Origin of the sequence: Actinoallomurus bryophytorum (assembly GCF_006716425.1) — a bacterium.
Classification (GTDB): Bacteria; Actinomycetota; Actinomycetes; order Streptosporangiales; family Streptosporangiaceae; genus Actinoallomurus; species Actinoallomurus bryophytorum.
In genome coordinates, this window is record NZ_VFOZ01000001.1 from 338700 (window position 1) to 351510 (window position 12811).

The following is a 12811-nucleotide window of genomic DNA, read 5'->3' on the forward strand; positions in this document are numbered from 1 at the left end:
GACGTACGGCACGGGCCCGGCGCGCGCGGACCGCCACGGGCCACCACACCTTCTTCGGTCCGCGATCATTGGACGCATGACAGTGACCCCGGTCGCCGCCGTCCCCGCCCGCCGAGACCGTCAGGCACGGGTCGCGGTGGCGGTCACCTTCGGCGTTCACGGAGTGGCGGCGGGCAGCTGGGCCGGCCGTATCCCCTGGGTCAAGGACGTACGGCATCTGTCGCCGGCCGGTCTTGGAGTCGCCCTGATGGGCGCCGCGGTCGGCGGCCTGCTGGCGGCGCCGCTGGCGGCGGTGCTGATCTCGCGGTTCGGCAGTCGCGCCGTCACGAGGGGCATGGGGCTCGCGATGGCGGCGAGCCTGCCGCTCGTGGCGTTCGCGCCCGTGCTGCCCATGATCTTCGGCGCGCTGCTGCTGTTCGGCGCGACCGGCAGCGTCCTCGACGTCTCGATGAACGCGAACGGCGTGGTCGTCCAGGAGCGCTATGGCCGCTCGATCATGTCCGGGCTGCATGGCATCTGGAGCATCGGCGGGCTGACCGGGTCCGTGATCGCGGGCCTGGCCGCAGGGGCGGGCATGGGCGCGCCCGCCCATCTGCTGATGGTCGGCGCCGCGCTCCTGGTCATCAGCGCGGTGAGCGGGGTCTGGCTCACGCCGGCGCCACGGTCCGCCGTCGGAAAGGTCTTCGCCCGGCCGGACCGCGTTCTGCTCCTCCTGGGAGCGGTGATCTTCTTCGGGCTGTTCGCCGAGGCCGCCGCCGCCGACTGGAGCGCGGTCTATCTCCACACCACCGCACACGCCTCGCAGAGCGTGGCCGCCTGGGGCTATGCCGCGTTCTCCCTGGCCATGGCCGGCGGGAGACTGATGGGCGACCGCCTGGTCGAATGGATCGGCTCGGCCCGGCTCGTACGCGGGGCGGCGCTCACCGGAGCGATCGGCCTGGCACTCGGCCTGCTGGTCCCGGTGACCCCGGTCGTGATCGTCTCGTTCGCGGTCCTCGGGCTCGGGATGGCCACGGTCGTCCCGCTGACGTTCAGCGCGGCGGGCAGCACGCCCGGCCACGATCCGGGCACGGCGGTGGCGGCCGTCGCCACCGTCGGGTACGGCGGCTGGATGCTGGCGCCGCCGGTGATCGGCTTCGTCGCCCAGGGAACCTCACTGACGTTCGCGCTGGCACTCGTCGCAGTGATCACCGCGCTCATCGCGGTTCCCGCGGGCGCCCTGCGGGCGAGCGCCACCTGAGTCCAAGACCGCACGGGCCCGTGGTTGAAGCTTTGACCACATTGGCCCTGTCACGATGCCCGGATGATCTTCCTGTGGGGTCAGGAGTGCGGCGGGCGGGTATCTGCCCAGGTAGAACACCTCTGGTCGCCAGCAGCGGATCCGAGAGCGTGCTGGACCGGCGGCGTCGGGCTGGACGCGGTAAATGGCGTCGGCGGTGCGGACGGCCAGACACCCGACAATCCAAGGAGTGGGCAGATATGACTGTCACGACTGCGCGTCCGACCCTCTACGACCCGGAGACTCTGGTCCCGGCGGCCCTGTTCGCCAAGCTCGCCGCGCGCGTCGAGCGCGACGCGAAGGTCGACCGGGAGCACGCCGAGCGCATCATGCGGCAGGCTCTGGCGTTCCTCCTTGCCTGCGCGCGCAACCCGGAGACCCCGCTCGCACCGTCGCGGGAGGTCGACCACGGGTGGCACGCCTTCATCCTGCACACACGCGAGTACGCCGACTTCTGCGACCGCGTCGCCGGGGAGTTCATCCACCACGCGCCCGAGGACCCGGAAACCGACCGCGCCGACACCGTCGCGCGGAACGAGATGACCGCCGACGTCATGCGGCGTACCGGGCTCCCGGTGGACGAGGAGCTGTGGGCCGTGGGCCAGGCCGCGTGCTCGGCCAACTGCGAACGCTGCTGCTCCGGCGGCGGCCACTGAGCGAGATCCGCTAACGGTCGATGAAGGGGGTGAGGAGGCCGGGCAGTGCCTCGTCGGCGACGCGGAGGGCCTCGTCCAGGGGGACGTCCTGCACGTCGATCCGCTGACGGCCGGCGGCGGTCGTCGCGACGAGTGTCGCCAGGCCTGCCCGGCGCTGGAAGAACGACCGTTGCAGGTTCCAGCCGATGATGCCCTCATAGGACAGCGCGCTGCGGCGGCGTACGAGGGAACCCCGGCGGCTCACGAGGGTGTTCTCGACCAGGGCGTGGCCGAGCGACCGGGCGCGGTCGTACGCGAGCGGAACGGCGACCACGAGCAGCAGCGGCGCCAGCCGCCAGGTCCAGTCCGGCAGCCAGCCCCACCACGACAGGAGGGCGCAGGCCAGGGCGATGAGCACGACGACGCCGGCGGCGCGCGTGAAGCGGCGCCCGATGGCGCGCCGTCCGTGCGGGACGAGAGGTGCGGTGAGCGGCGCCGTACGGCCCAGTACCAGGCCGGCCACCCGCAGGGCCTCGGAGCGTGGCCCGGGCGGCAGCAGCAGCGAACCTCCGCGTTCGGCACCGCGCCCGACGCGCAGGCCGGTCGTGATGGCCAGGCAGCGTGCGCCGCGTACGGTGCGAAGGAGCAGCGGCTCGCTGATCTCGACGCCCCGGAGGCGGCGCTCCTCGATGGTGATCGCCCGGGTGGTGATCAGGCCGCGCGTGATGTGCAGCGTGCCGGCGCTGTTGCGCGTGAGCCGGAACCGGAAGAACGCCAGCACGTAGCCGAACGTCGAGGCGAGCGCCACCGCGACCGCCAGCGCGGCCACGAATACCGCGATCTCGACCGGCACGGCGGCGTGCTCCCACCGGTCCAGCAGCGTGCTCAGCGGCCCGAGCTGCCCCGGGTCGATGTGCGCCTCGTTCACCGCGCGCCCGGCGACGCCGGCGATCACGCCGACGGTGACCAGGCCGGTCAGGGTGAACGGGCCGTACCGCACCCACTCCGGGGGCACCCGTACGAGCAGCGTCTCGCTGGGAGCCTTCGCGGTCGCCGCCTCCGACGGCTCGGCAGAGCGCGACGACGGCCGGTGCAGGAGCTCGACCCGCAGCCGGGCGGCCTCGTCGGCGTGCAGGGCGTCGAGCTTGACCCCGTCGTTCTTGCGGTCGGTACGGCCGGTGCCGACCTCCACCTTGGCCAACCCGAGGACGCGGTGCAGCGCGTTCGCGGTGACGTCGACCGTGCGGACCCGGTCGCGGGGCACGGTCAGCAGCTGACGGCGGAGCAGGCCCTTGCGGACCTGGACCTGTTCGGCCGAGACGCGGTACCTCGTGGTGAACCAGCGCAGCATGCCCATGACCACGACGACGACGGCGCCGGACAGGCTCCACCAGCCCCCGTGACCGCCCTGCGAGCCGGCGAAGACCAGCGCGATCAGGCCCGGCCACAGGCGGATCAGCTCCTGGACCGGATGGATGATGAGCATCCGGGTGGACAGCCGGCGCCACCCGTCGCTCTCGTGCGCCGTGGTCACGTGGCGTCGCCCCGTTCGGCCTGGGTGCCCTCGGTGAGCTCGTCGACGAGGTGCTGTGCGATGTCGCGGTCGAGGCCATGGATCTTGATCGGACCGGCCGCGGACGCCGTCGTGACGGTGACGTTCGAGAGCCGGAAGAGCTGCTCGATCGGTCCGCGTTCGCTGTCGACGGTCTGGATGCGGGAGACCGGTGCGATCCGCCGCTCCTGGTTGAACCAGCCGGACTGGGTGTAGACGGCCTCCGCCGTCGACTCCCACCGGTGCACGCGGTACCTCCACAGCGGCATGACGGTGACGTGCGCGACCGCGAGGACCACGGTCGCCACGAGACCGGCGACGTGCCACTTCGTGTGCGCGCCGTCCTGTGTCATCCAGATGACCTCGACGGCGATCGGCACCAGCCAACCGGCCAGGGCGCGAACCGCCCAGTAGGCGCGTGCCCGCGGGCTGACCAGGTGGCGCGGTGGCCGCAGGCCCGCCTCAGTTGACTCCATGGTGTCGATCCTGGCAGAGGCGGACCCCGCGCTGAACGACGACACGTCCTGGATTCGTCAGTACAAATGTCACGAAGCCGGGTAGATCCGCTTTCGCGGCGTACGCCCGCCGCGCTGCCGCCGCCTCAGCGTGGCACCGCGCCGAACGCGCCGAAGATCACCGGGCGCTTCTCTTCCGGAATCGAAACGTGCATGATGGCGATCACCTGCGGAAACGTCGCCGCAGCGGCCGGCCTCTGGACCACGCGGACGCCGATGAGCGGCCCGGCGCCGAGAGTGAGAGATGCACGAAGACGCGGATGTCACCGGAGCGGACGCGAAGCACGCTCTGGGCCGTCAGCTCAACTTCGCGGCGAAGTCCGCACGGGGCTACCTCGAACAGCATCTGGCCGCCGCCGGGGCGAGCTTCGCGGTCTGGACCGCCCTGTTCGCGTTGAAGACCAAGGGCCCGCTGATCCAGCGTGAGCTGGCCGGGCTGCTGAACGTCGAGGGCCCCACGCTGACCCGGCATCTCGCCCGCATGGAGGCGGAGGGGCTGGTCGAGCGGCACCGTACGAGCGCGGACCGGCGGGCCGCGCTCGTTCGCCTGACCGACACCGGCGAGGCCATGTACGCCCGGCTGTCCGGGATCGTCGCCGCGAGTGGCGACATCGTGCTGAAGGGGTTCACGCCCGGCGAGACGGAGGAGTTCCTCCGGTACCTGACCCGGGTCATCCAGAACATCGGCGTCGCGACGCCGCACACCGGTCTGAGACGCCGCACCGTCGTGTCCCACACCGGCGGGGTACGCCCGCGAGCCGCCCCGGTATCGGACACGGCGGCGACCACGGGGCGAACCCGGCGCGCATGAGAGCGTCGCCACGCCCAGCGCGCGACGCATCTGCGCCCAGGACCTACGTCGCCGGTCCGCAGGCGCTCAACTTCGCTCTCCTGCGCATGCCGCGTCCGCCGCGACCACCAGAACGCCCCCCTCGATCGGACTAACGGGTACATCAGGGACAATTCCAGGCAATCGACCGATGGACACGATGCTCGATCTGCTGTCCGGAACGCCGGCCGCGTACGTCGGGCCGAGACGCTACGCGGCCGGCATCGCACGCGCTTCCAGTGGCGCCGAGACGATGAGCGGCCATGTCGTGACAGGTCGTGGAATGGCTCGTACCACAGTGGCCGGTTCCCCCCATTCCGCCACAAGGAAGGCCGTAAGATCGCACAACGGAGTCAATGAGTACCCGCCGAAATGGTTTCGCCGTCAGGTCTGTTCACCGATGGTCATCAATGGCAGACTCTGCCCGCGTTGTGGTGATCGGAGGTGGAGTCTGTGGCGGTCGCGGCCCACTCGGCGAGCCGTCCCACCGTCCGCCGCCGGATCGTGGGCGCTCAGCTACGCCGGCTTCGCGACGCCTCGGGCGTCAGCCGCCGGGAGGCGGGCGCGTCCATCGGTGTCGGCGAGTCCCGGCTCGGCCGGATCGAGGCCGGACGCGCGGGCCTGGAGGAGCACGAGGTCAAACAGCTCCTGGAGCTGTACGGCATCCACGACCCTCAGGAGCGCGACGCGCTGCTCGCCCTCGCGCGCGAGGCGAACCGGCCCGGCTGGCTCCAGGCGTTCAGCGGAGCGATGCCCGCGTGGTTCCGTCCGTACGTCGACCTCGAAGAGGCCGCTCAGGTCATCCGGACGTATGAGGTGCAGTTCATCCCCGGGCTGCTGCAGACCGAGGAGTACGCCCGCGCCGTCGTCGCCCACGGCCTGTCCGAGCCGCCGGAGGACGAGGTGGCACGGCGGGTCGAGCTGCGGCTGCGACGGCAGCAGATCCTGACCGCACCGAACCCGACGCGGCTGTGGGCGGTCATCGACGAGGCGGCCCTGTGGCGGCCGATCGGCGGCTCGGAGGTGTCACGCGCCCAGTTGCGCGCGCTGCTCGACGCCGCGCGGCTGCAGAACATCACGGTCCAGGTGATGCCGTTCCGCGTGGGCGGCCATGCCGGCGAGGCGGGGGCGTTCACGATCCTGCGTTTCCCCGAGCCCGAGCTGCACGACATCGCCTACCTCGAGCAGCTCACCGGCGCGATGTACCTGGAGCGCGACGACGACATGGACCACTACGGCGCCGCGATGGAGCGGCTGTGCGTGCAGAGCGCGTCGCCGGAGGAGTCCATGGACCTGATCAGCAAGATCATCCGGGAGATCTGAGGCGCCGTCGAGCGCTCACCGAATCCGTGATGTCGTCCACGCGGCGGCCCGGCCGGTCGTGACCCGGCATGCCGCCGGTCAGGTCTCCCGCAGGATGCGGCCGAGGGTGTCGCGGATGGCCGTCGCCGGCTCGGCGTCGATGCAGAGCCGCTCCATCACCGCGAGATAGTGGTCGACGTCCTCGCGCTTGTCGAGATAGAGCGAGCTGGTCAGCTGCTCGAGGTAGACCACGTCGGGCAGGTCGCGCTCGGCGAACCGCAGGATGCTGAACGGTCCCCCGGCCGCGGCGTGCCCGCCCAGCTCGAACGGGACCACCTGCAGCGTGATGTTCGGCGACTCGGTCATCTCGATGAGGTGCTCGAGCTGCTTGCGCATCGCCGGAGCGCCGCCCAGCGGACGCCGCAGCACCGCCTCGTCGACGACCGCCCACAGGTGGGGAGGCTCCTCGGCGTTGAGCAGGGACTGGCGGCGCATGCGCAGCCCGACCCGTCGCTCCACCTCGTGTCCCGGGGCGTCGGGATGGCCCAGGAGGGTGACGGCGCGGGCGTAGTCCTCGGTCTGCAGCAGGCCGGGGACGAACTGGACCTCGTACGCACGGATGCGGGAGGCCGCCTCTTCCAGGCCGATGTAGACCTCGAACCAGTTGGGCAGGATGTCGGAGTAGCTGTGCCACCAGCCGGGCTCGTTCGCCTGGTCGGCCAGGGACAGCATGGCCTTGCGTTCTTCCTCGTCGGTGACGCCGTAAAGGGTCAGCAGGTCGGCGACGTCACGGCTACGGAACCGCACGCGGCCGAGCTCCATGCGACTGATCTTGGAGTGGGAGGCACGAATCGCCTCGCCGGCCTCCTCGCAGGTGATCTGCCGCTGCTCCCGCAGCCGCCGCAACTGCGAGCCCAGCACAATACGCAACACCGTCGGACCACCTCGATGATGACCGAACATGTTGCTGACGGCCACTTCACCGCCAGGCTGGGACCCGATCATGTGCTCCCCTTAGGACACTGGAATCGGCCCAGTGTCCCACTCGCAGTTACCGATGCAACCCCCAAGGTAGCGTCGCAACGCCATCCGACCGTAGAACGTCCGCCGCGACGAGCGGGTTCGGGCCGGCCGCCCGCCGGACGTGTCCGCAGGTTCGCGGTCGAACGGCGCCCGCAAGGGCGCGCACCTCACGCGGGCTGACGTGGCCTCCTCCGCGCACTCTCGCCGTTCTGGCAGGACACGTTTCGGGCCATCCCGCCCGGCATTTTTCACAGCATGGCCGAATCCGGTCAATGAGTTCGCCGCAACCAACGGATAGGCATCGGCGGGAGCTCGGGCCGACCGGGCGCCATTTACCGACACGACATGTCTGAACTGGGACTTCGTCTTTCGACAGGGCCCGGCGAGCCTCCCCTTGATTACCCAGAGCTGATGTTCAATTACAGCAGGTGCTCGGGGGGGCTCTGGCGTCTGTTTCGGACTTCATCCGCCCGCCCGGGAACAGATCGCAAACAACAGGAGAAAGATATGACTGTCCCGTTGCGTCGTAGCCCGCAAGTCTCCCGGCTGATCAGCGCGCTCCCGCCGGTCTGCGCCGTCGCACTGTCCATCGCCGCCGCCGCCGCGCCCGCCGCACAGGCCCGCACGGTGCCACCGTCTCCGATGCTCGCCAACGGCGGCTTCGAGGCGCCGGCCATCCCGGTGAACTCCTTCATCCGGTACGGCACGGGGAGCACGATCGGCCCCTGGCGGGTCAGCCAGGGCAACGTCGACCTCACCGGCGCCAACTTCTGGCAGGCCGCCGACGGGCGCCAGTCCCTCGACCTCGAGGGCAGCGACTCCGGGACGGTCGAACAGCAGATCCCGACGCGCATCGGCGGCTGCTACACGGTGACCTTCGCGCTGGCCGGGAACCCGGACGGCGGCCCGACGGTGAAGCGCGGCTTCACCCGGGTGGTCCAGCACACCCTCGGCCACCCGACCGTCCAGAAGAACTTCATCTTCAACACGGCGGGCAAGTCACGGGGCAACATGGGCTACGTCGCGCAGCGGTACCGCTTCCGCGCGTTCGCCCCGAGCGCGACCCTCACCTTCGCCAGCACGACGGGCGGGGGCTACGGTCCGGTCGTCGACGCCGTGAACGTCAGCCAGTCCAACCCGATCGAATGCCGCCTCGTGCGCCCGTGACACGAGCCGCAATAACCGCCATTTAGGCGGGCAACGCGTAAAACCCCTGTTCACTCGTGCTCAGCACATTCGTGAACAGGGGTTTTGCTCTGTCAGAAAAGGCCGCGGCACACTTCGCGGGGCGCCCGCCGTGGCGTGGCCGCCGTATCCCAGACGCCTTGAGGGCCTCACCAGCATGTGGCGGACGGCGCTATAGGCAGGCGGTGTAGCGGAGTTCCGCCCGAGCCGCAGGGACTCTCTCAGTGCCGTGGAGGCCCGTGGACGCCTCTCGTCATGACCGGGTCGAGTCCTCAAGTCCTCTGGTCATGACGGATGTGGAAGGCCGCTTAGGCTTGCTCAGGTCTCGTTTCCGCTGGTGGTGGGGCGGGTGGGACTCGAACCCACGACCCAAGGATTATGAGTCCTCTGCTCTAACCGGCTGAGCTACCGCCCCGAGGTATCGGCCCCGAGCCCCACTACCTTGCCCGCCTGGCAAGGCTCGACGCAACTCGGACACACCGGCTCAGGACCTCCCCGGTGCGCGAACGTGACGCCGCCCGCTTGCCTTGACCGATATTGCCTTGGCGCGCCGCCGCGCCAAGGCAATAGGGACGGCCGCACGCGAGTGGCCGCCGGCTGCCCCGACACCGGACCGGACGCCGATGTCCCACCAGCCGGACTCATCCGCCACTTTCTTCCGTGTCCACTCACGGTCACCATGAGCCCCGGCAAGTGACCGTTCACCACCCGTTTCGGCGGCTCTGCCGCACTCCAGACAGGTGAAGGCTGCGGATGCACTCCCAAATGCACGTGCATTTGGGAGTGCATCAGTTCTTGCATCCGCATGGCGGGGGGAGGAAGATAGCCGATCGAACCCACTCGGATCCGCCCCGAGTTCGTCTGGAGGCCCGCCAGATGCCCGTGTACAGCACGACGTGCAGTTCCGGCACGGACGGCCGCCCTGAAACACGGCGCCCGCCTGCGGTAACGCACGACAGGACTCATTTGCTGCCGTCCTTCGCGGCTCTCGAGTCCGGTCTGTCCGCGCCTGACGGCGCGGTGTGCGCGCTGCGGCCGGTCAGCACCTCGTCACGTACCGCCCGCGAGTTCGCCGCGAAGACGCTGCGTTCGTGGGGACTCCCCGACCTCGTCGACGACGCAGCCGTGATCATCTCCGAGCTCGTCACCAACGCCGTACGTCACGGACTCCCCCCGTACGCCGCGGCGGCCGGGGACATGCCGATCAAGCTCACGCTCGTACGCCAGGGCAACCTCGTCGTCTTCATCGTCTGTGACCCCAGCGACCAGGACCCCAAGATGCGCTCCGCGGACGACGTCTGTGAGAACGGCCGCGGTCTCCACGTGATCGAGGCGCTCAGCCGCGTCTGGGGATGGACCCCTCTGCCCGGTACGGGCAAGGCCGTCTGGGCCGCACTCTCCACGTCATGACGAGAACGGCCGGGCCACCTCACTCGCTGTGTTTTTGTGGCGTCGGTCACGAACAGTCAATATCCTGGCGTGACACGTGACACCCTCGGCTATGTAAACTGCCGCTTACGTCTTTCGGACCTCGGTAAGCCGCGAAGCATCGCCACCTCAAGGATTCGGTATGAATGGGCGTGTCAGCGGACCGACCGGTGCATCGTCGACGGCGGGCACAGGCCGCGATGTGACTCCCCCGCTGGTCGGCCGCCGCGACGTCCTCGACCAGTTCACCCGGCTTCTCGACGTCATCGGCGATGGCATGGCCCGGCTGGTCGGCCTGGCCGGCGAGCCAGGCACAGGAAAGACGCGGCTGCTCATCGAGCTGATGTCCGACGCCGAGAGCCGCGGGATGCTCCCGCTCTGGGGCCAGGCGGCCGAGTTCGAGCAGGAGATGCCGTTCGGGGCCGTGGTGGACGCCCTGGACGACCACTTGGAGACCTTCGCCGCCGAACTCCCCGGCCGGCTCGGAGAACAGGCCGGGTCGCTTCTGTCGGCCGTCTTCCCCGCACTGTCGGCGAACCGCTTCGACGCCTCCGTCCCGGTCGACACCGGCATGGGCCGCTACGGCGCCTACCGCGCGATACGGCGGCTGCTGGAGGAGGTCATCCCCAAAGAGGGCCTCGTTCTCATCCTGGACGACCTGCACTGGGCCGATGAGGCGTCGGTCGAGCTGCTCGACCACCTGGTCCGCCATCCCCCGCACGGACAGGTGCTCGTCGTGGTCGCCTACCGGCCGGCCCAGGCGTCTCCCCGGCTGGCCGCCCTCATGGAGGCCGCGCCGAGGATCTCGGTGGGCCCGTTCGACGAGACCGAGGTGGAGGAGTTCCTCGGACCGGGCGTCAACCGCGCGCGGCGCAAGGCCCTGTTCGAGGCCAGCGGAGGCAACCCCTTCTATCTGGAGGCGCTGGCCCGCATGGGCAGCGAACCCATCGCCGGCAGCGGGGGTCCGGACGAGCTTCCGCCCGCCATCCGCGCGGCGCTGCGAGTGGAGCTGAGCGGGCTTCCCGCGGACGCCCGGCTCGTCGCGCAGGCCGCGGCCGTCGCCGCGGACGAGTTCGAACCCGCGCTGGCGGCGGTCGCCGCGGAGCTGCCCGAGGACCGGACTCTCGAGGCGATCAGCGAACTCGTCGCCCGCGACGTCGTGCGGCCCGCCTCACCGGGCCGGTTCCGGTTCCGCCATCCGCTCGTACGCCACGCCGCGTACGGTGCGGCGGCGGCCGGCTGGCAGCTCGCCGCGCACGCACGGATCGCCGCGCACCTGGCCCGGCTGGGCGCCCCCGCGACCACGCGCGCTCACCATGTCGAGCGCTCGGGCCGGTTCGGCGACCGTGCGGCCATCGACACCCTCGTCGCCGCGACGCGTGCCGTCGCCGCTCAGGCACCGGCCGCCGCCGCGCACTGGCTCGCCGCGGCCCTGAACCTCATGCCCGAAGAGGCGAGCGACCGGATCGAGCTGCTGCTGGAGCTGGCCCGGCTGCAGGCGGTCAGCGGCCGGCTGCAGGAGGGCCGGGACACCGCGCGGGAGGTGCTGCGGCTGCTGCCGCCCGCCGACTACGCGCGGCGGGCCCAGGCCGCGAGGTTCGGTGCGCTGATGGAGCGCCAGCTCGACCGTCCGCACGAGGCACGCGCGCTGCTGCTGGACGAGCTGCGCCGGATTCCGGGCCCGCAGTCGGCCGCCGCCCTGCCGCTGCGGATCCGCCTGGTCGCCGAAAGCCTGATGCGCAGCGACTTCCGCGCCGCCCAGGCGGTGCTGGACATGATGCCCGAGACGTCACCGGACTGGGACCCGGGCATCACTCTGGCGGTGGCCGCGCTCCGCCCGCTGCCCGCGTATGCCGCGGGCCGGATGGCGGACGCGGTCCGCTACATCGATGCCGCCTCCCGGCTGCTGGCGACCGCCGCCGACGAGCATCTCGCCGAGTGGCCCGACGCCATCGCGTGGCTGTGCTGGACCGAGACCTTCCTCGGCCGGCATCGCGCGGCGCGCGAGCACTTCGACCGTGCGATCGCGGTGTACCGCGCCACCGGCCAGAGCTACATCATGAGCAATCTGTTCGCCGGAAAGGCGCGGTCGGGCGTCATGCTCGGCCGCCTCGATGAGGCCGCCGCCGCGGCCGAGGACGCCGCCGACGCCGCCCGGCTGCTGGGTTCGGGGCAGCAGCTGGGGTTCGCACTCACCCAGGAATGCCTCGCCCGCAGCTGGGCCGGCGACGACGAGGTCGCCCTGCGGCTCGGCGCCGAGGCCGTCGACACCGGCGGAGGCGGCGAGTGGTGGGGCGCGCTGGCCCGCTACGCGCGTGGGATGGCGCTCGTCAACTCCGGCGACCTCGAAGCCGGCGAACCCGCGCTCCTCGACGCCTGCGACGACTTCAAGGCACCCCGGCTCGACCTCGGCACCCTGATCTTCTGCTGCGAGACGCTGGCCTGGGTGGCGGCGTCGCGTGGCCGGCAGCGTGAGGCGATCCAGTGGGCCGACCGGGCCGAGCAAGGCGCACGCCCCGACGCCGAGACCACCATGGCCGCGGCCCGGCTCGCCCGCGCGCACACCCTCATCGAGAGCGACCCGGCGGTCGCAGCGGAGCACGCGAGCGCCGCGGCCGAGGTGTTCGCCACCGCCGAGCTCCGCATCGACGCCGGCCGGGCGACGATGCACGCCGGCATCGCTTACGCCGCGGCCGGCGAGCGCGGGCACGCGGTCAGCCGGCTCGGCGCCGCCGCCACGATCTTCGAGGACTGCGGCGCACGCAACCTGCACGCCCAGACCGTACGCGAGCAGCGCCGCCTCGGCGTCCGGGTCAACCGCCGGACGGCGGGGCGCGGAGCGGGTCCGCACGGCCTGACCCGGCGTGAGATGGAAGTCGCCCGGCTCATCGTCGACGGCAACACCAACCAGCAGATCGCCGAGAGACTCTTCGTGAGCCCGCGCACGGTCGAGACCCACATCTCCCACATCTTCGCCAAGCTCGGCGTGACCTCCCGCGTCGCGATCGTCAGCGCGCTGAACCGCCCTCTGTGACCCCTGTGCAGAAGAAAGTCAGGGATTAC

At 71.0% G+C, this 12811-nt stretch carries 10 protein-coding genes and 1 tRNA gene; 7 read left to right on the forward strand and 4 right to left on the reverse strand.

Annotation, left to right across the window (positions count from 1 at the left end):
* Positions 1 to 76 precede the first annotated feature (76 nt).
* The gene (locus tag FB559_RS01650; RefSeq protein ID WP_141952510.1) at positions 77 to 1240 is read left to right on the forward strand and encodes an MFS transporter; all 1164 of its coding nucleotides are present in this window, start codon (positions 77 to 79) and stop codon (positions 1238 to 1240) included.
* Between the two features lie 239 nt (positions 1241 to 1479).
* Positions 1480 to 1935 carry a glycine-rich domain-containing protein gene (locus FB559_RS01655; RefSeq protein WP_141952512.1) on the forward strand — a complete coding sequence of 152 codons (456 nt, stop codon included), beginning with the start codon at positions 1480 to 1482 and terminating at the stop codon, positions 1933 to 1935.
* A gap of 10 nt (positions 1936 to 1945) precedes the next feature.
* Here the strand turns inward: FB559_RS01655 and FB559_RS01660 are convergent, their stop codons facing one another.
* Both FB559_RS01660 and FB559_RS01665 read right to left on the reverse strand, forming a co-directional pair.
* Entirely contained in the window at positions 1946 to 3448 is a 1503-nt protein-coding gene (locus FB559_RS01660; protein ID WP_221639856.1) for a PH domain-containing protein, read from the reverse strand.
* Positions 3445 to 3942 (reverse strand): PH domain-containing protein, encoded by a 498-nt coding sequence (locus tag FB559_RS01665; RefSeq protein WP_141952515.1) that lies wholly within the window; start codon positions 3940 to 3942, stop codon positions 3445 to 3447. Before FB559_RS01665 ends, FB559_RS01660 begins: the two co-directional genes overlap by 4 nt.
* 283 nt (positions 3943 to 4225) lie before the next feature.
* On the opposite strand from FB559_RS01665, the gene FB559_RS01670 reads away from it, so the two are divergent.
* Both FB559_RS01670 and FB559_RS01675 read left to right on the forward strand, forming a co-directional pair.
* The gene (locus tag FB559_RS01670) at positions 4226 to 4792 is read left to right on the forward strand and encodes a MarR family winged helix-turn-helix transcriptional regulator (RefSeq protein WP_141952517.1); all 567 of its coding nucleotides are present in this window, start codon (positions 4226 to 4228) and stop codon (positions 4790 to 4792) included.
* Between the two features lie 471 nt (positions 4793 to 5263).
* A complete protein-coding gene (locus FB559_RS01675; RefSeq protein ID WP_246121297.1) occupies positions 5264 to 6133 on the forward strand; it encodes a helix-turn-helix domain-containing protein in 870 nt (289 codons plus the stop codon).
* 78 nt (positions 6134 to 6211) lie between these two features.
* On the opposite strand, the gene FB559_RS01680 is transcribed toward FB559_RS01675, so the two are convergent.
* Positions 6212 to 7117 (reverse strand): helix-turn-helix domain-containing protein, encoded by a 906-nt coding sequence (locus tag FB559_RS01680; protein WP_141952521.1) that lies wholly within the window; start codon positions 7115 to 7117, stop codon positions 6212 to 6214.
* Between the two features lie 525 nt (positions 7118 to 7642).
* Here FB559_RS01680 and FB559_RS01685 point away from each other — a divergent pair.
* Entirely contained in the window at positions 7643 to 8302 is a 660-nt protein-coding gene (locus FB559_RS01685; RefSeq protein WP_185792001.1) for a choice-of-anchor C family protein, read from the forward strand.
* 356 nt (positions 8303 to 8658) lie between these two features.
* On the opposite strand, the gene FB559_RS01690 is transcribed toward FB559_RS01685, so the two are convergent.
* A tRNA-Ile gene (locus FB559_RS01690) sits at positions 8659 to 8735 on the reverse strand.
* A gap of 551 nt (positions 8736 to 9286) precedes the next feature.
* Here FB559_RS01690 and FB559_RS01695 point away from each other — a divergent pair.
* Positions 9287 to 9730 carry an ATP-binding protein gene (locus FB559_RS01695; protein ID WP_185792002.1) on the forward strand — a complete coding sequence of 148 codons (444 nt, stop codon included), beginning with the start codon at positions 9287 to 9289 and terminating at the stop codon, positions 9728 to 9730.
* Positions 9731 to 9950: 220 nt separating this feature from the next.
* Positions 9951 to 12782 carry a helix-turn-helix transcriptional regulator gene (locus tag FB559_RS01700; RefSeq protein ID WP_246121298.1) on the forward strand — a complete coding sequence of 944 codons (2832 nt, stop codon included), beginning with the start codon at positions 9951 to 9953 and terminating at the stop codon, positions 12780 to 12782.
* Positions 12783 to 12811: the final 29 nt, after the last annotated feature.